This is a genomic window from Chitinophaga silvatica, assembly GCF_003419895.1.
GTDB classification, from domain to species: Bacteria; Bacteroidota; Bacteroidia; order Chitinophagales; family Chitinophagaceae; genus Chitinophaga; species Chitinophaga silvatica.
In genome coordinates this window covers 26,708-47,436 of record NZ_QPMM01000019.1, presented here as the reverse complement: position 1 = coordinate 47,436, position 20,729 = coordinate 26,708, and the positions used below count along the sequence as shown (strand labels likewise).

Annotated in this window: 11 protein-coding genes; 7 read left to right on the top strand and 4 right to left on the bottom strand. The window is 39.1% G+C overall.

The window, feature by feature from the left end:
* The 3 genes from DVR12_RS26620 to DVR12_RS26610 are packed head-to-tail and all read left to right on the top strand — an operon-like array spanning position 1 to position 7,660.
* The gene (locus DVR12_RS26620; protein ID WP_116978862.1) at positions 1-3,021 is read left to right on the top strand and encodes a SusC/RagA family TonB-linked outer membrane protein; all 3,021 of its coding nucleotides are present in this window, start codon (positions 1-3) and stop codon (positions 3,019-3,021) included.
* Positions 3,022-3,032: 11 nt separating this feature from the next.
* Positions 3,033-4,637, top strand: a complete 1,605-nt coding sequence (locus tag DVR12_RS26615; RefSeq protein WP_116978861.1) for a RagB/SusD family nutrient uptake outer membrane protein — start codon at positions 3,033-3,035, stop codon at positions 4,635-4,637.
* Between the two features lie 23 nt (positions 4,638-4,660).
* On the top strand, positions 4,661-7,660 hold the full coding sequence (locus DVR12_RS26610; RefSeq protein WP_158563384.1) for a SusC/RagA family TonB-linked outer membrane protein: 3,000 nt from the start codon (positions 4,661-4,663) through the stop codon (positions 7,658-7,660).
* Here DVR12_RS26610 and DVR12_RS26605 read toward each other — a convergent pair.
* Both DVR12_RS26605 and DVR12_RS26600 read right to left on the bottom strand, forming a co-directional pair.
* Positions 7,657-9,420 (bottom strand): phospholipase D-like domain-containing protein, encoded by a 1,764-nt coding sequence (locus tag DVR12_RS26605; protein WP_116978859.1) that lies wholly within the window; start codon positions 9,418-9,420, stop codon positions 7,657-7,659. The two genes, DVR12_RS26610 and DVR12_RS26605, sit on opposite strands and share 4 nt — an antisense overlap.
* A gap of 215 nt (positions 9,421-9,635) precedes the next feature.
* Positions 9,636-10,556, bottom strand: a complete 921-nt coding sequence (locus DVR12_RS26600) for a hypothetical protein (RefSeq protein ID WP_116978858.1) — start codon at positions 10,554-10,556, stop codon at positions 9,636-9,638.
* A gap of 218 nt (positions 10,557-10,774) precedes the next feature.
* Between DVR12_RS26600 and DVR12_RS26595 the strand changes: the two genes are divergently transcribed.
* Genes DVR12_RS26595 through DVR12_RS26580 form a run of 4 tightly spaced genes read left to right on the top strand, consistent with a single transcriptional unit; the run spans position 10,775 to position 18,825 of the window.
* A complete protein-coding gene (locus DVR12_RS26595; RefSeq protein ID WP_158563383.1) occupies positions 10,775-16,807 on the top strand; it encodes an FG-GAP-like repeat-containing protein in 6,033 nt (2,010 codons plus the stop codon).
* A 3-nt stretch (positions 16,808-16,810) separates the two neighbouring features.
* Positions 16,811-17,263 carry a hypothetical protein gene (locus tag DVR12_RS26590; RefSeq protein ID WP_116978856.1) on the top strand — a complete coding sequence of 151 codons (453 nt, stop codon included), beginning with the start codon at positions 16,811-16,813 and terminating at the stop codon, positions 17,261-17,263.
* A gap of 22 nt (positions 17,264-17,285) precedes the next feature.
* Entirely contained in the window at positions 17,286-18,362 is a 1,077-nt protein-coding gene (locus DVR12_RS26585; RefSeq protein WP_116978855.1) for a hypothetical protein, read from the top strand.
* Between the two features lie 16 nt (positions 18,363-18,378).
* Positions 18,379-18,825, top strand: coding sequence for a T9SS type A sorting domain-containing protein (locus DVR12_RS26580; protein ID WP_116978854.1), 447 nt, complete (start codon positions 18,379-18,381; stop codon positions 18,823-18,825).
* A 78-nt stretch (positions 18,826-18,903) separates the two neighbouring features.
* On the opposite strand, the gene DVR12_RS26575 is transcribed toward DVR12_RS26580, so the two are convergent.
* Positions 18,904-19,680 carry an alpha/beta hydrolase gene (locus DVR12_RS26575; RefSeq protein WP_116978853.1) on the bottom strand — a complete coding sequence of 259 codons (777 nt, stop codon included), beginning with the start codon at positions 19,678-19,680 and terminating at the stop codon, positions 18,904-18,906.
* A 95-nt stretch (positions 19,681-19,775) separates the two neighbouring features.
* Positions 19,776-20,636 (bottom strand): helix-turn-helix domain-containing protein, encoded by an 861-nt coding sequence (locus tag DVR12_RS26570; protein ID WP_116978852.1) that lies wholly within the window; start codon positions 20,634-20,636, stop codon positions 19,776-19,778.
* Between the last annotated feature and the right edge of the window lie 93 nt (positions 20,637-20,729).

The following is a 20,729-nucleotide window of genomic DNA, read 5'->3' as shown; positions in this document are numbered from 1 at the left end:
ATGAGTTTCTATTACACAACCTTTAGACCAAAGGGTGAACGGGATAGGCATTTCAAATTTGGCTGCTTTTTCGCTCTGTTATCCTTAACTGCCACGACCCACGTTGCTGCAACAATACCAGCAAGGGCAGTTGTTGTAAGCCAGGGAATCAGCGGCATTGTAAAAGATGAAAACGGTGAACTTGTACCTTTTGTAGTTGTAACCACTTCTAAGAAAAACGTTCATGCTGAAACTGATACCAATGGTAAATTTACAATTAATGCAACGGTAGGGGATACACTGATTTTTTCTGCTATCGGGTATGAGAAACTGGAAGTTGTAATCAAATCAGAAAAACAGTTAAGCATCATCCTAAAAAGGAAAATAAGTGCTATCAATGAAGTAGTAGTAACAGGTTATGGTACTCAGAAGGTAGTAGAAGTAACTTCCTCTATTGCTCACGTTGGAGCAAAGGACTTTAATCAGGGAGGGGTACAATCGCCCCTAGATCTCGTTAGAGGAAGAGTGGCAGGTTTGAGTATTACCCGCCCGGGAAGTAACAATAATCCTAATTCCGGCACTTCTGTTCAGCTCAGAGGCGTAACAACAATAGTAGGTACCAACGAGCCATTAATTGTAATTGATGGAATCCCCGGTGGAAACCTGAATCTGCTGCAACAGGATGATATTGAAACTATCGATGTACTGAAAGATGGATCCGCAGCTGCTATTTATGGTACCAGAGCCAATGCCGGTGTAATCCTGATTACTACTAAAAAGGGAAAATCAGGCACTCCTCAATATGCCTATTCTGGCTATGTTTCACATGATGCCATTCGTAAAAGACCAAAGGTACTAAGCGCCCAGCAATATCGTGATCTCAAAGCCGATCCAAATAATTCTGCTGCTTCCCGTATGTCTGATTTGGGCGATAATGTGGATTATTTTGACTTATTGATCGATAAAAGCAATCTGACACAATATCATAACCTTTCTGCTTCCGGTGGTTCTGATAAAAGTAATTACAGAGCCTCGCTTTTGTACTCAGATAATAATGGTATTGCTTTGCAAAATGGTAATGAACAATACGGCGGACGTATAAATATTAATCACAAAGGGTTGAAAGATATGTTGGATATGCAATTCAACCTTGCTGCCAATATCCGCAGGCAAAATCTAAATGGTGGAAATAGCTCCGACTTTGAACAGGCAATTCAGCAAAATCCTACTCAACCTGTCTTTAATCCTGATGGTACTTATAATGTGCTCACTGGTTCCGGAAGCTATTATAACCCTATCGCCAGATTGAACCAGGAAAAGAAAATGGGAGAAAGAACCCTTCTTTCCGGAGATGCAAAATTTACACTCCATATTCTGCCAGGGCTTAATGCCAGCGTATTTGGTGCCATTACCCGCAATAATTATGGAGAAGACCAATACAGGGTAAGAGCATCCAAATCTTCACTGGAATCTTATAACGGTGGTGGATACGCATATAAGTATAGCGCGTTAACGGTAGACAGAGTATTGGAATCGACTATCGATTATACTCATACTTATGATGGTATGCATACTATCAGCTTAGTTGGAGGTTATAGCTACCAGGATAGAAACTATAATAACTTCAGCGCTAACAACTCAGGTTTCCTTACAGATGCATTACAGGAAAATAACCTTGGTGCAGGTGCTGATCTGCCTTTAGGAAAGGCTGGAATGAGCAGCTCACGTTCCAATAACCGCCTGGTTGCATTTTTCGGAAGAGCCAACTATAGCTATAAAAGTAAATATATGTTATCGTTGATTCTTCGTCATGAAGGCTCTACCAGGTTTGGCGCAAATAACAAATGGGGTAATTTCCCGGCTATTTCTGCGGGCTGGAATATCAGAAGCGAAGAATTTATGTCGGGGGCCAGTTTTATTGATAACCTGAAACTGCGTGCCGGTTATGGTATTACCGGAAATCAGGATCTCGATAACTACATTTCCTTAGTGACTCTGGGTACCGGTGGACAATATCTGAACAATGGTACCTGGTTCCAAACCTATGGCCCGGATAAAAACCCTAATCCAGATCTTCGCTGGGAAAAAAAGAAAGAATTGAATCTGGGGCTTGATTTTGGTTTTTTTCATAACAAGTTGACAGGTAGCCTGGATGTTTATAACCGCAAAACTGTAGACCTGTTGGCCGAGTATAATACTCAGGTTCCGTCTTACGTAATGCCTAAATTATACACCAATGTGGGTACAATTGGAAATAAAGGAATTGAACTTGCCTTACAGGGTGAACTAATGAAAACAAAGGACCTGGTCTGGAGAGTTAATTTCACCGGAAGCTACCAAACCAATAAGCTGATCTCTCTGTCCGACGATATTTATAAAATAACTTACCTGACTTATGGTTCCCTTCCGGCGCCGGGTTCATTGGGTGATGCCATCAGAACTGTTGAAGGAGGTCCTCTCGGTACTTTCTATGGTAAACGATTTGCAGGATTTAATGATAAAGGGCAATGGTTATTTTATAAGAAAGATGGCACTACCGGTCTGGCAAAGGATATGAAAACTGAAGATCAGAGCTTCATAGGTAATGGTGTTCCTAAATATATGTCCTCTCTTGGTACCAGCCTGTCGTATAAAAACTTTGATCTAAGTATCTTCTTCAGAGGTAAGTTTGCTTTTGATGTGCTAAATACTCAGGATATGTATTTTGGTAACCAGAAATGGCTAGGTAGTAACATCTTCGAAAAAGCCTTAACCAAATATGCTCAAATCACAGAAGATCCTCAATACTCAGATTACTATCTACAGAAAGGTGATTTCGTAAAGCTCGATAATATCACCATCGGATATAATGTACCATTAAAAGCTGGTAGCAGCGTCAGAAGCCTGCGTGTTTATGTAAGCGGTCAAAATCTTGCTGTTATCACCAAATACGATGGCCTCGATCCTGAGTTACAGGATACTGGTCTTACCACTGGTATTGATAACCGTAGTTTTTATCCTCAAACCCGTACGTTCACTTTCGGGATTAACCTAAACTTTTAATGAATTGATATATGAATACGAAAACGTTTTTATTATCAGCATTGCTATCAACATCCCTTGTAGCATGTACGAATCTTGATGAAGAAGTATTTTCAAATATTGTTGCCGGTAACTTCTATAAAAGTAAACAGGAAGTAACTGCAGCGGCATTAAGGCCATATACTCACATTGGTGCAAGTATGTTTTCCTGGGGTGGACAAAGAAATTTCTGGCGGCTTAATGAACTGACTGCCGATCAACTGGCCCTTCCTCAGAAAGGCACCAACTGGTACAACGGTGGTGAATTTATTCGCCTTCATTATCATACCTGGACACCAGATGAGTTGAGCATCCAAAACCCATGGGATTTGCTTTACAGAGGGGTTGGGTTTTGTAATAACGTGTTGAGTGAACTTAAAGGAGTAAATCCTCAGAAAATTGGAATGACAACAGCTGAGCTGGATGCTATTAAGGCGGAAGTTCGTGTACTACGAGCGTTTTGCCACCTGAAACTGATGGACCTTTTTGGTAATATTCCAATTGCCACAGAAATCGGTGTGCCTAGCATTCCGGCCTCTCCAAGAAAGGATGTAGTGGCATTCATCGAAAAGGAAGTAAAGGAAGCAGTAGAACAACTGCCAGTACTAAACGATGGTAATATCGGTCGTATGACAAAAGCTGGTGCCTATGCCGTGTTGGCGGAATTATACCTGAATGCTGAAACCTGGACAGGTACCCAACGTTGGGATGATTGTATTGCTGCCTGTAATAAAATATTGAATGGAGAAGTAGGTGGGCAAAACGGAGTGGCTAAACTGGAGAATAATCTGACTTCTATGTTTAGCACGAAAAATGACAAATCTCCTGAAGTTCTTTTCTCAATTGCCTATAACTTTGCGGTCACCAATTATCGCTTCCAATGGAATAATGATTTATGGCATTACAATCAGAAAGATTTCTATAATGCTAATCAGAGCGGAAATAACGGAGTAGTTGTTGCTCCCGATGCTTATGACCAGTTTAAAGATAATGACCTGAGAAAAAGCACCTGGATGCTGATAGGCCCTCAGTATAAATTTGGTACTACCACTCCTGTTGTTGGTACCCAGGAATATAAGGGGAAACCATTGGTTTTTGTAAAGGAAATACGTCGTAACTCTGAAGGGAAAACAGTTTCAGATATGACTCAGGGGGAAGAGAACAGTGGCGCAAGATTCAATAAGTATGTTCCTGGTCAATATACCGATGGAGACTATTGGAGTAATGATCTGGTGATTTACCGGATGGCCGAAATCTATTTCGATAAGGCTGAAGCGATTATGCGAAAAAATGGAAATCAAGCTACTCCTGAAGCAGTAGAATTAATTAATACTACTAGAAAAAGAGCCTTTAAACCAGAAGATTGGGCTACGGAAGCTTATACGGTCGGCACTTTAACAATGGATGAATTGCTGGCAGAAAGAGGAAGGGAATTTATCTTTGAAGGCAAAAGAAGAACCGATTTAGTGCGCTTCAACAAATTCGCCGAAGGAAGCTGGTGGGATCATAAACCTACTGCCACTACAAAGAAGGTGTTCCCGATCCCGGCAACTCAAATAGCAGCTAATCCTAATCTTCATCAAAACGAAGGGTATTAAGGGCGCTGTCATATTGTTTTATGATGCGTAAATTCCTGTCATGTACTATTGTACTATTGTTGATGCACCTATTTGTATCGGCGCAGGAGAATAATGCTTTAAAATTAAAAATTTCAGTAAAAGAGAATAGCTCTTTAACAGATTTACTACAGCAGGTAGAACATCAAACTTCCTACAGGTTTCTTTATGATCCCTCGGAGCTGAAGAAGAACTGTAAACTTCCAATAGCCGGAAGCTATACGTTTACACTCTCTCAGCTTTTATCCAATCTGGGTTTATCTTACCTGGTTGATGGTGTTCAGGTAATTCTTAAACCTGCTGTAGTAAATAAAGATCCCGGAGTACTTAGCGATACTTTGTTGCCATTGCAATTGCTCAATGAAGTATTTGTAATAGGTTATGGAACTATCCAATCTAATTATGTTTCTTCATCTATCAGCAAAATCAATAGCCAGCAATTTCATAAAGGCAGCGTAATTTCCCCGCTTGAAATGATCAGAGGCAAGGTTGCCGGTCTTTCAATCACCCGCGTAGGAGGCAATAATAACCCCAATCAGGTAAGTACCGTACAGCTCCGGGGCGTTACCACACTAAGCTCCTATGATGCCTCCAATCAGCCGCTGATTGTAATTGATGGCGTGCCTGGTGCAAGTCTCGACTTAATTCAACAAGACGATATTTCCTCATTTGATGTACTGAAAGATGGCGCCGCTGCAGCCATATATGGTACCAGGGCAAGTCCGGGGGTGATTCTGATCACTACTAAAAAAGGACGGCCAGATTCAACACTGCTTGAATATAGCAGCTATATTTCTACAGATCAGTTGAGAAAACGTCCTGAAGTCTTATCGGCTGAAGATTACAGGAGACGGATGCTCGACCCGCACAACTCAAGGAGAGGCATAATGATCGACTATGGAGCAACAGAGGATTATTACTCGCAATTAGTGAACAAACAAAACTTAACTCACTATCACTACTTATCCGCCTCCGGAGGAACAGAAAAGAATTTATACAGGGCGGCTCTGTATTATAATTCCCGACAGGGAATTGCCAAAGAGAATGGTAATAATCAATATGGTGGCCGTTTAGGTCTTCAACAAAAGAATAAGGACAATAAAATAGGACTACAGATAAATCTGGCAGCCAACATTAAGGAAATAAATTTAAATGGTGGGAACCTTGAAGATTTTGAACAGGCATTGCAGCAAAATCCTACTCAACCTGTTAAAGATGCCGACGGTGAATATTTCTACACAAGTGGTACTGGCTATTATAACCCCATAGCCAGATTAAACCAGGAGCAACGCTCTGCTACCATCCAAACCCTGGCAGGCGATGTAAAAGGTACCTATCAGCTGCTTCCTCATCTCGAAGCTGCGGTTACCGGGGCTTTTTTTAAGCGCAACAGAACTGAACATAACTATATCAGCAAAAATGCAAAAAATTCTATAGATAACTATAAAGGTGGCGGATTTGAGGAACAGAGCAGCCTGATCGATCAAACACAAACCCTGGAGGCTACATTGAATTATAAACTGGAAAAAGATAAGCAATACCTGAATGCCATTACGGGTTATGCCTATCAACGAAATGTTAGTACCTCTTTTTCAATAGGAAATTCAGGATTCATGGGTGATGGTCTGCCTTGGATTAATATCGGAAGTGGTACAGATCTCGCATTGGGTAAGGGAGATATGAAGAGCAATAAAACGGCTAACAAGCTTGTTGCCTTCTTTGGTCGACTCAACTACGTTTATGCCGATAAGTATATTGCAGCGGTGACTCTCAGAAAAGAAGGCTCTTCGCGTTTTGGTACAAATCATAAATGGGGCATGTTTCCGGCCTTCTCTTTTGCCTGGAATATCAGCAATGAATCCTTTATTCAAGAGTTTTCATTTATAGATGTTCTGAAAATTCGTGCAGGGTATGGTATTACCGGAAATCAGGCTATCCCGGAATATCAATCTCTCATCACATTAGGAACAGGAGGAGCCTACCTCAATAATGGTATCTGGTTCCAGACCTATGGCCCTAACAAAAACCCGAATGTAGATCTGCGATGGGAGAAGAAAAAGGAGTTGAACTGGGGATTGGATTTTGTGTTGTTTTCCAACAAACTCTCCGGAAACCTTGATATTTATAACAGAACAACTATAGATTTATTAGCGAATTACAGCACTCAGGTTCCAACACTTATCACACCAACTATCTATACCAATGTTGGTTCAATAAAGAATAAAGGAGTGGAGCTTACCTTACATTTTAATGCAGTCAGGAAACCTGATTTTAGCTGGAACATAGATTTTATTGGAAGTGCTCAACGTAATAAACTTACAAAACTCTCAGACGATCTCTTCAAAGCTACCTATTTCCAATATGGCTCATTGCCAGCTCCTGGCTCATTAGGGTATGCAATACGCGCAGAAGAAGGAGAGGCGCTTGGTAGCTTCTATGGAAAACGCTTTGCCGGGTTTACCAACGATGGTAAATGGTTATTCTATAAGGCTGATGGCAGTAAAGGCACAGCAGCTGAAATGTCGACAAACGACTTAACGTATATAGGAAATGGAATTCCAAAGTATATGTTATCGTTAGGCTCTGAATGGAAGTATAAACAATGGGAATTCCGATTGTTTTTCCGAAGCAAGTTGAAATATCAGATCCTCAATCTCCCTAATCTTTATTATGCTAATAAAAAGATGCTGGGAAATAATATATTATCCGCTGCCTATTCCAAATATCAATCTCTGAATGATGATCCTCAATATTCGGATTATTATTTAGAGAAGGGCGATTTTCTGAAACTCGATAATGTTACCTGTGCCTACAATTTCAGGACGCGCAATAAGCTTATTCGTGCTGTTAAATGCTATTGTTCTATTGATAATATAGCTACTCTTACTTCCTATTCCGGCCTCGATCCTGAAACAGAAGACACAGGTTTAACAACGGGAATAGATACCCGCGGTGGTTATCCTCCAACCAGAACAATTACAATAGGCGTTAATCTCTCTTTTTAATCTTTTGCTAATAATTTTCTTTGAAGGTTTCGCAAGTCCTGCGGATCATAATGAGGCTTATACCATTCTGTGGTCTGAAGATAAATTGAATCTTCTTTCTGTACCCTGTTGCGGAAATGATAATGATCAATTAGTCGCATTGCTTCTATAGCAAAGGCAGTTACTACATCTTTATCTCTTATTTCGATGAGATTATCTCCATTCTCTGATTCAGCCAGTTGAGCAAGATTACTGCTTCCGCAATAAACAACAGGATTCTTACCTTTAAAGTCGACCACTACGAATTTATGGTGAACACTGATGCCTGGTGTTTTATTTTCTTCTTTAAAAGGTGGTGGAAGTTTACTACCAATACCTTTACCTGCAACCCTAACACCATTGAGTTTTCCAGGTTTGTATAAGGTAACATCCTTGCTGCTGTCAACTATGCCATAGGTAAAAATATCGGTTCTTTTATGGGCTTCTCTTATTTGTTTTAATAGCTCTCCACTTCCAGTTGTATCGTTCATTACAGCAAACAATACATCACTTTTTGCATCAATTACTTTTTGTGCTATTTCATTTATTTCATCTTCCGCGAATGCTTTGTTATGTGGAGAAAAGCGTATCGTTATTGCCGGTATATTCTTTTCTTTACTAAAATCATAAGCCTGCGTTGCGGTATCTGATTTGGCGAATGTCTTCATTTTATCTGTTCCGAAGCTATTTTCAAACACTTCATCATAAGTTGCAGCAATCTTTTTATTTTCAAAAATGATTACGTGGTTGGCGTTTATATATAGTCCATTAGTTGAAAAATTAGTTGATCCTGCCAATACCTTTTCTGCTATACCATTTCTTTTTTGTATAAAAACTTTACTATGGCTAAATCTTTTAAAACGCCCCCTAACCAGGTCACCAGCATTTTTTGCCTGTTTGGAAAAAAGTTTCGCAAACTTGTCTTCAAATTGAACATTGCCTTTACGATCCTTCCCGGTGTGTAAACTTGCATTATCCAGAATAATTCTTACCCGACCCTCTGATGCAAGTGCCAGCAATTGCTCGCAAATGTATGGTTCGTCGAGGTCGTAGGCGAAAATATCTAATGTTAGTGTTTTATCTTTTACTGCTTTATCCAATAGTTCGTAGATTCTTTGGCGTGCCTGCCAACCCATCCATTTAAACTGATCTTCGTAGGTATATGCTTTGATTTTTTCGTTTTTTTCTTTAGGTGCCGGACCACTTTTTTCGCCCAAATCAAATATGAGATCTTTCTCATTAGGTCTTACCGCATTATTCATTCCGAAATGATCTACATAGGCCTGCGATGCCACAAATCCGCGGGTAAACCCAAGTGTAAGATCACCTTTTCTGAAAGGGGTGATTTTGATGGTTGTTTTCACGGTCAGGGAACTATCCAGGGGTTGCAACTCGTTATCTATCAAATATCTTGGAGTTACTTCAAAATTATAATCTCCATAGAAAGTTTTTTTAAGATTGTGCGAAGTAGATGGAACATAAATCCAGTTGAATTTTTGGATAGGTGAAAATTCTGTTGTGATTGGATTATCGTTCTTCTTCTGCGGAACTTTAATTTTATTGGGATCAAAAGTCAGGCGGTTAAATATGAAATATCCATTATTAGTATCATATTGTACTTTAATACTAAAGCCTGCGAAGTTGTTTAACAGTGATTTGTCAAGATCAAATGCCAGCAATGCCATCGCATCACCAGAATAGGCCTTCACACTCACTCCATTGGCTGAATGTTTTGATTTCATAAGGGGATTATTTGGGGAATAAATAATTGAAGGTTACAGTTTGATCTGCAACCTTTCTAAGGTAAGAAGAATTTATAGGGCTGTCAACCGTATTTATACGTATTTACATTAAAATAATGATGAATCTTTTCTTTTAAGTTTCTTATATACAAATAGGTGTTCTATCTATTAAAATCTCCCATCTGTTTTTGATCCATCCCAATATAATTAACCTCTTATTGCAATATTCTGGCTTCCATTCCTCTTATTCCCATATCTACTACTTTTTCGCCTTTAGCTGGTTGCCATTTTCCATCAGCGATTACTTCTTCCCATTCAAAACTATTATTGGTACTCAAAGAAACTTCTATTATAATATTTTCAGTTTCCTGCCCGGTGATTTTCAATTTACTATTTTTAAATGCACCGGTAACTACACAGGAACCGGCTGGGATTGGCGATGTAGCGGCAAGTGGATTGGGAACTGTAGTACTTCCTGCTGGTGCCTGCCCTTCTACCAGGTAGGAAACATTACCAACAGGTGTTGGAATCAATGATTCAAAAGCCCAGTAGCCCTGTAAGCGATTGCCATTAACGGTTACGGATTTATCTTTCACTTTAAAGGATTTAAGATAAGTATTGAATCCAATAAAACTGGCAATAGTACCTGTATTTTCAAGTTTGAATATTTGTCCGCCTATGACCGTATCTATTTGAAATTTTATGGAATAGTTTTGGTAGGCGAGTGAAACCCGCAGGTAATTATATTCTCCTGTTGCTATGTCTTTTAAAGGAATAGAAAAGAACTCTTCGTTATTCCCATATACGGCTTCCTTTTCGAAGTCTATAGCTTTAGTACCTCCGGTGGTTGTTTCATCTGCATAATATAATACCCTGCCAGATCCTAAAGGAGTTGTTGCAGAGGGAGCCAGTTCTATATAATGTGCAGCCATATTATTAAAAACCGGATGCTGACCAGCATGATTAGTTGGCATATTTGCAGCTTGCCCCAGATTGTTTAAACGCTGCTGTGTGGAGTCGAATTTAAATTTAAAAATTAGCCTGGCTTCACGATCGGATGACTTGCTTTTTTGGCAGGAAATCAGTGAAAATGCACTAACTGAAATAATTAAAAATATTAAGAAGTTTGTTTTCATAGATAGGTTTGACTATTCAAATTTATAAAGAAATTATCTACATATTAATTACTGAACGTTGATGTTGCATTTTTATTTTTTTATAGTATCTTAACATCGCTACTTTTTTAATGACCCTCATAAAAAAGTATAATAACCCTGATATCTGTGAAGAGAACTCAATCCCTATTTTAATTTTTTCACTTAATAATATCTGTATTGTTTTAATTCTACCCTATATGAGTTATGTCAACTTTCGTTGTATAAGGCTCTCTCTTATACTACTCATCAGTTGTATTTCTATTTCAGCTTTAGCCCAGAACATTGATCTTTCAAGACCGGTAGGTACTTCCAAAGGGGAGGGGAAGGTCGACAATGCCGGTGCCGCAACGTATAAGATTCCTATTAAAATGTTACCGGGATTACATGGACTTCAACCAGATATAAATCTTGTTTATAATTCCAGGGGTGGTGATGGAATAGCTGGCATTGGCTGGCAGTTATCCTGTATGTCTATGATTACCCGTGGAGGTAAAGACAATTACTACAATGGTATAACTGCACCAATTAAGTTTACGAATGATGATGCATTTGTATTGGATGGGCAACGTTTATTTCCTATTACAGGAGATAATGGTGCACCAGGTACGATTTATGGTTTGGAAGATGAGAATTTTTCAAAAATAGAGTCTATATCTGGCTATGAAACAACAGGGCCAGATTACTTTAAAGTGACTCTAAAAAATGGTACGGTAATGGAATATGGCCGTTTGGAAACATATGGTACCATACCTCCATTTAATTTTCCGAGAACCTCATCTTCAAAAATAGGGGATGGTATGACCCAGCAAAATATGATTTGGTTATTGAACCGGGTAACTGATATTGATGGGAATTATATGAGGTTTAGGTATACAATTGATGTAGCGGAGAGAACTTTTGTATTATCCAATATATATTATTCCGGAAACTCAGGTATTGGTACTCCAAATGAAGTTGTCTTTTATTATGATGTGCGAAATAATTGGGCGAATAATATCACATATGATGCTGGTGCTTCATTGTGCAGTAAGCATTATCTTACTGGAATTAAGATTTTTAACCCAACCCAAATGGCGGCCGGTTATGACCTGGTTTATGATACAACGCGCAGAGGACAGTATTTCCTTAAGTCAATAACTGAAAAAGGATCTGATGGTACTGCCTTAAACCCAATCACATTTACCTATGGTAATAATACCACTGCACCAGATATTGTTACTTCAATTCAATACTCCGGTATGCATATCGGAAACGTATATGCCGGCGATTTCGATGGAAACGGTAAGCAGGATATCCTTTCATCCAACTACTATATAGACAATAACAAAATTCCGCATTATACTTCTTATGATGTACTAAGTAATTTTGGTGTATCTACCCCATCGATCGAGTTTTTTTACAACTATCCAATCACGGATGCTGGTGCTGTGGAAGTTACAGGAACGAGCAATGCAAGTTTTAGCTTCCTTACAAACGATTATGATGGAGATACAAAAGAAGATGTATTATTGATTAATAGCCTGATTAGTGGGGCCGACAGAATTTTCAACGGTATTAGAATCAATTACTCCCGCTATTATAGCGTTTATACCGGTAATAATTACCAATCTGTTGCTTATTCAAGTCTCCCACACTCTATCTCGTATGTACAGGACTTCAAGTATGTTTACAAAAACGGAACTGATTTCGGAAGTTTCTTTGTTCCTGGAGATTTTGACGGAGACGGCGCACAGGACTATATCCTGATTTTAGGGATTAACAATAGCAATGCCTTTAAAGCATTCTTTTCCAGCCCTAAGCTAAATATCTTTAATCAGGAAATCGCACAATTCGGGGTTGAAGGAACAACCTCTGATCCTTTTTATGCTAATTCTGTTGCCAGTGCAAAGCAGCTCATTCCTATTGATTTTGACGGAGATGGTAAACAGGAAATTCTGGTAGTTAAAGATAACCAAAGCTATGTGTTATCAGTTTTCCCGGTTTCCATTACCAGTGGATACAACTATGCTGCCCAGGTACTAGCTACAGTTCCGGCTATTAAAGGTAAATATCCTGTGTTTCCTGGCGATTTCAACGGCGATGGAAAAACAGACCTTCTTTACAGAAATACAGAACATGACGCCTATGCAGGTAACTGGTACGTACTTACAAGTACAGGTAAAGCCTATAACTCCTCCTGGTTTGGTTTTTTAAACAGGGTATTCCTTCCCAAAGATAATGGCGGTAGTGCACATCATCTGATGGTGGCAGATTTGAACGGTGACGGAAAATCCGATATCTGGCATTCCATGGATTTATCCGGCAGTACTTCCAAACACGTAGCATATTTTAGTAGCGGTCTCAATTTCCGCCCTGGAGAAGTTTATAACCAAAATGTTAGTATTAACGGTAGTGAAGATGGTAATACAGTCGTAGGTGACTTTAATGGTGATGGTAAACCCGATATTTTTGGGGTAAACAGTGGAGCATATGGCCGATTTATTTATCCAAGACCCTTCAAGGAAGAAAAGTTGCTTACTACTGTGTATGATGGACTGGGAGCATCTACCAGGTTTAATTACTCTTTGCTTAATCAAACAGGGTCTTATAACCGTACTTATGAATATGAGTATGATGTTAACGGTACTCCGATAGGAAACGGCCAAAATGGAAAGCCTTATAACGTAATGAATATACCCATGTATGTTGTAACGCAATCGTATAAATCAAATGGCTCTTCCTCGCAATTTAACTTTTACCATAATTATACAAACGCTGTATTTCACCGTATCCGAGGGTTCCTCGGATTTAAGAAAATTGCATCAACAGACGAAATCGGATTACAGACTGTTACTGAAATGGAGGTTGACCCTGTATTTCTGGTACCTCGCGTAAAACGTCAGTATACTGCAAGTTTACCTGATTATGTTACCGATACCAAAGTAACAGATACTCTGATGAAGGCTTCTACTTCTTACTCCGATAAGCGGTTTGTTCGTCAGCAACTTAAAACTCTTAATCTGAAAGGACTGACAGGTGAGGGAACTGAGATAACGAATACTTATGATAATTATGGTAATATTACCCAATCAATAATTAAGAAAGGTTCAATTACCAACGATGTAATTACACCAATTGAAACAACAACCGTTACTGCTGTTATTGGAACACACGGAACTCCTTTCCCTGCTTCCATTGAATCGGCCACGGAAAAGATAACACGTAGCGGACAACCAGAGTTTAGTAAGATTACTAATTATACTTACGATGGCAGGAACCGGGTTACATCAAAAGTTGAATTCGCTTCAAAGCCCAAAGCCGTAACTACTAATTATACCTATGATAATAATGGTAACGTAACACAGAAAGATGTTTTAGCTGCCGGTCTGACCACTCGCACTGAGAAATATACATATGATGCTACTGGTAGGTACCTTACCAAAAAAGAAACTGTTGGTAGCGACCTTCCCAAAATTGAAACATATACCTATGAGCCAATATTTGGAAATATAGCCAGCAAGGTTTCAAGTGATGGCCTGACTACCACATTTACCTACGACGTGTTTGGCCGATTGGCAACTACCACTTTGCCTGAAGGATATGTCATTACTCAGTCGCTCGGTTGGGAATCTACCAATGGTAGATACTTTGTAAATGTTTCACGACCCGGCGGTGGAAGGAATGTGAAAACATACTATGATGTAATAAACAGAGAAGTCAGGAAAGAAGAGTCCGGATTTAATAATGGTACTTTAATTTCTACTAAGACATATAACTGGCAAGGACTGGAAGCGTCTTCCACTGAGCCTTATTACGGTAGTGAAACTCCTGTTACCACTTCCAGTCAATATGATTATTTCGGTAGGCTAACTCAGCAAAGCAGAGGAACCAATTCATTAACTTATACATACACCAAACTGGCTGCTGGTCAGTTTAAGGTAACTGCTACAAATGCAGCGGCACAGAGTAATTCTAAAACCCAGGATGCCGCAGGTAAGGTAGTTACTGCAACAGATAATGGCGGAACACTAACATTTACCTATAATAGTCAGGGCAACGTGTTGCAGGCGTCGCTTAATGGTAATCTTATGACCACAACGGCTTATGATGAATATGGAAATCAATCCAGTCTGGCCGATAAAAACGCAGGCACAAATACCTACGTTTATGATGCATTCAAACAGTTGGTAAGCAAAACTAATCCTGCTGGCCAGACTACTACCATGACCTATGATCCTTTTGGCAGAATGGTTAATCGTACAGGTCCTGAAGGTGCTACTGGATTTGAATACTGGAAGGAAGCCGCAACTGGGTATGTTAATGATAACATTACTAAAATATCCGGATTTAGCGGTGAAGTAAAGGAATATACATATGATAATTTGAGAAGAAATACCAGTGAGAAGGTAACGGTAGATGGATTGGCCTATACTACTCAATACGGGTATGATACTTATAGCAATGTTGCTAAGACAACCTACCCTTCAGGAATTATTATTACACGTGTCTATGACCATGATGGTACCGTCACTTCTGTAAAACTGGGAGAAGGATCTACTGCTTCTAATTTGTTCACCGCTACCGGTATGAATGGTTTAGGAAAGTATACCAATTATAGCTATGGTAATGGGAAAACTACCACAGAAACCTATGATCCTGTACTCGGTGCATTAACACAAAGCGTTACTTCTGGTATTCAGCAAATGTCCTTTACTTTTGATCAGACAACGGGCAACCTTACCAGCCGTAAAGACCTGATCAAAAATCTGGAGGAAGTTTTTACCTATGATTATCTTAATAGGTTATCAACAACCAAAGTAAATAATGTACAACAACTGGCAATTACCTACGACGGAGGAAGCGGGTCTTCTGTTGGAAATATAGCTACAAAAACAGATGCCGGTAATTATGTTTACAATAATCAAAAAAATAACGCACTCGCATATATTACAAACCCGGCCGGTGCACAAACGCCTCCTTCTGTAATTTCAACACAAACTCAAAACCTTACTTATACAGGATTCCAGAAAGCAGCTACAGTTACTGAAGGTACCTATGCCCTGGATTATACTTACGGTAGCGATTATCAACGTATAAAGAGTGTTCTTAAGAATAATGGCGCAGTTGCTGAAACCAGGTATTATTTGGGGGATTATGAAAAACAAGTAAAACCAACAACTACCAAACATCTGCATTATATCCAAGGTGGAAACGGAGTTTGCGCAGTTATCAGCCTGGAAGGCGGAACAACTACATCCTTATATACTTATCAGGATTATCTTGGCAGCATCCTCAATGTAACTGATGCTACAGGTGCTGTTGTTGCATCTCAGAACTTTGATGCCTGGGGAAGATACAGGAATCCAACTAACTGGACTTACACAAGTGTGCCTCTTCCTCCGGAGAATATAAGGGGCTTTACCGGTCATGAACACCTAAAAGAGTTTTCACTGATAAATATGAATGGCCGTATTTATGATCCTATACAGGCGAGAATGATGAGCCCTGATAACATTGTGAAGGAGCCCTTCTATTCTCAGATGTATAACAGGTATACCTATGCATTAAATAATCCGTTGAAATATTCAGATCCTTCCGGGAATATCCTTTTTGAATTATTCCTTGTAGGATTTATTGATGGATTCTTTAGTAGCGGTAGCAACAGATGGCAGAATGCGTTGAATGGTGGAGTAAAAAGAGTGGAAACTTTCCACAAAATTCTGGAAGGTCAGATTAAAGGAAATTTCGGTCAGATCTTTAGCAGGCATACCTGGGAGTCGTTCCAAAATGGAATTGGATTGCTATATGCCTTGCATCAAAATGCTGTGAAAGGCGATCTTAATGTAGAGTACTTCGATGGTGCAACTGTTATAACAAGTGATCATATCTTTTCAGGTAAAACTGCTGTTACAATGGGATCATACATTTTTGGTAATAGTAGCAAGCTAAAAGTGGATATTACAAACGATATCTTTATGCATGAATACGGACATTATTTGCAAAGCCAAAAAAGTGGACCTCTGTTTATGTATAAATATGGATTGCCGAGCGCCTTTAAGGTAAACGATCATGATCGTTTCTGGGTAGAAATGGATGCTAATACCCGGGCTTATAATTATTTTTCCACTAAGTATAATGTAACCTGGAACGAGAATGAGAACCCGAGAGGAGAAATAAGAGATTTCCGTTGGTGGGAACCATTCGCGTTTATTATTGATCCGTTATCTGTAATTAGATTTAATATACCATAAGTTATGCTGAAGAATATCTCGAATTGTATTTTATTGTTGCTGCTTTTTGCAATCATAATAGGTTGCAGAAGAGAGCCTCATCAAAATATAAAAATTCGAAATAACTCCGGAAGAACCATAGTAACAACATATTCTCCGGATTATCCAGACAGTATACATTATCAGTTGTCGACCTGTGAAGTAGCAAACGGAATAAGATTTATCTCCTCCGGTGTAACCTGGGTAGATATCTGGCGCAGACCTATGGTTACTGTATTGAATGAGATACCATCTAAAACCCTAATGTACTTTGTTTATGATGCCGATTCTGCAAAGAAGTATTACGAACTGTATCGAAAGGTAAATGGTGCAGATGGCTGTGATTCATTTCGTGTACATACTGAACTGGTCTTAAAGCGATTTGACGTAACAATTGAGTACCTGAATAGTCACGACTGGACGCTGGTTTATCCTTAATCAAACTAAATCTGAAATATTAATGAACACTATAAAATATTTAATATTATCTCTTTTCCTGGTAAGTGGGTTGGCGCTAAATGCCCAAACCCGTATGTTTGAGAAACCAGTAAAAGTCCCAACGGGTAAGGTCTCTATTCCTGCTACAGGAACTGTTGCAGCTATCCGATTATTTGTAGCAATACCAGATACCCTGACATTAGGATATATTCCTGCAGAATCAGGGAACGAAGCATTTAAGTTGATAACTGCAGGTAAAAACAACAGGTGGTTGGATACCCTGGTGGAAAGTAGATATGGAAGCAGTTTTTCACCCGGCGGTAAGCGCCTCCTGTGGGTAATCAGGGATCTATCTATTACCACGGATCTTGATGCCCGGGTTGCCTTCACCCGCTTACGGGCAGAGGTATTTAGCTCCGCTGGTATTAAGCAGTATCACCAGCTTTTACAGGTAGATACTGTGTTAGCCGCTCCTCTGACAGATAAAAGCTATGCCACCTGCGTGACTAATGTATTAGATGAACTTTATAATCTTTCAACCGGCCACATTATTAATCCTGATTCACGGTTATCTGTTAGTAATGCTTATTCTGAAGATACTGTAAATATAATGGCGCGTGAACGCCCGACTATGGCTATCCTTCTTGATTCAAAAATCCAGGCAGGCGTGTATTCATCCTTTTCAGAATTTACCAGAAACAACCCTTCTGTAAAAGGTACATTATGGGCTACCCCTGATACTTCCCGAAGCAGTGGTTATGTGAAAGTTTTCTCAATGGGAGAAGATAGTATTCCTGTACAACATACCAATATCTGGGGTGTTTGTTTCGGAAGAAATGAATTGTATAAATATGAAAACGGCTTACTGATTCCAATTGAGAAAGCAGGAGATGGATTTGTATTATCGCGCTACCAGGAGCCTTCTATACGTAAAAATCAGGCAGTTTATTGGGAAAGAATTGCCAGCTACGGCTGGCCTGGCGATTCAAATCCATTCGATAGAAAGCATTCAATTACTTATAAACAGGTAAAGGCGACAGCAGGACAACAACCAATTGCCACCCGTGTAGACATGCGGACAGGTGAACTTACTTTTTAAGTTTAAAACATTTAACATGAAGAACTTATTGTTCCTTTTAATATTAGCAATCTTCCCACTTGCAAAAGTTTGTGCGCAATCCTTGCCACCCAATACCTGTGGGCTTGTTTATACTTATGATGCAGCCGGTAACCGTACTCAAAGAATGTATGTCTGCAATAACGCCAGAGTAGGTAGGGATACTGCGACGGCAGCAGTGATGAAAGAATTGAATGCAGATGCTATTGTTCAGGTGAATGCAATTTACCCTAATCCAACTACGGGTATATTTCAGATAACATTTACCAAAGCTTTAAAACAGGCAAGAGTATCTTTAATTGATTTAAGCGGACATATCTTAAAGCAACAGGTAGAATCGGGGAGTATCCTGACGTATGATATCTCTAACTATCCGGCGGGAGTGTATTATATTAAGATCACTGAAGGCAGCTTCTCGATTACGCATAAGCTAATTAAACAATAGAATAGAAATCAATATAAAAAGAAAGAAGATTCACAGGAATAACTTCCGGGAATCTTCTTTCTTTTTTATGTGGAAAAATTACTTGTTTGAGACTTCATTTGCAGCCTGCATAATAACAGCAGCTACTTTTTGTGGTTGAGAAACATAGACAGCATGACTCCCCTTAATTTCAGTAACTTTTGTATTGGATCGTTTGTACATTGCCCTCTGGATCTGGGGATTGATACTTTTATCCTCTGTGGCAACTATGCCATATGTTGGTTTTTTTCTCCAGGCAGCATCTGTAATTGGAGTTACAAAACATTTACCATAGAATTCCCCTTGTGAAGCATACATAAATGCAGCTTCCTCCTTGCTTAGATCGCCACAAAAACCGGCGTGGTATTTAGCTTTGTCGTAATAAACAATTCCTTTGTCATCAGCTGGTAGTACACCATTTTCCGGAGCCGGAGGAGCAGTCATAAACCATTGCAGAGCTGTTTCCCCATTATCTGGTTGGAAGGCAGCGATATACACGAGGCCAGCAACTTTAGGATGATTTCCGGCTTGTGTAATTACTGCACCGCCCCATGAGTGACCAGCAAGGATAGTAGGCCCATCCTGCGCATCCAGTGCCACTTTTGTAGCTGTTACATCATCTTCCAATGAAGTTAAAGGATTTTGTACAACAGTAACATGATAGCCATGTTTGGTTAATGCTTCGTAAACGCCTTTATAACCTGAGCCATCGGCAAAAGCGCCATGCACTAACACTACATTTTTTACTGCTTGTGCGTTGGTACTTACTACGGCTGAAGAAGCTATTGTTAATGCTAAAATTGCATTTTTCAGAGTACTTAATATTTGCTTTATCATCTTTTTAGTTGTTGAAGTTTTTGTTTGAATCAACAATACAAAGATGCGATACAAAGCACGTGCAGAAGATTTACTAAATTCCCGGTTTCTTGTAATTATTTCCCTTCTTTAGGTAGACCCATCTTATTTCTGTAGTCTGAAGGGGCAGAGCCCGTGTTTTTTTTGAAGAAGTTAGAAAAGTAAGCGACATCTTCAAAACCTAATTCAAAGGTAATATGCTTTATAGATCTGTCTGTATAGCACAGCAGACGTTTTGCTTCCACTGTAATCCTTTCCTGGATAATCTGAGATGGAGTTTTCTGATTATATAGGGCAAATAGATTGGATAATGTTTTCGGGGATCTGCATAACTGTTGGGCATAAAAATTTACAGAATGTTCTGTTTTAAAATTTGCTTCTACCAATAGGTTGAATTTTCTGACGATATGAAACCTTTCATCCTGCATCTTTTTAGTTGGGGCATATCCTAACTTTGCCAGCTGTGTTACATAAATAATAAGACGTTTTAATAGTACTAATAGCATTTCGTTCTGAATATGATCGGAAGTATTAAATTCTACTATGAAAACATCTGATAATAGTTGCAGTTTTTGTTGTGCTGCTTCAGTCAGATTTACAAATAAATGTTCTGTACTACTAAAGAGGAAGCCTACACAACTCACTTCACTATCGTGATCAATAATGCAATAAAACTCTCTGTTAAATTGCCAGGCAATAATAGTTTCGGAGTTTTCGAAACTAAAAGACTGATTAAATAAAAGGGTTAATAATGAGTTGGCCGGAAAGTCGTGTTCTTCGCCGTCTATCATTACAGTTTGTGTATCTCCGGGGTTCCATGCAATGGTAAAGTATTTATTGAATTTGTCTCGTGAATAAAATAACCTGTCAAAACCTTCTTCATCCTTAAAAAGCAAAATTTCTCCGCCTGTATTACTGTCACTTAATTTGAGTTTCATTATAAGTCGAATGAGGTTATTATAAATTGAAGGATTAATGATACTAAAAATACAAAAGAAGATACTAAGCCCAAAGTTTATAATACTAAAAAT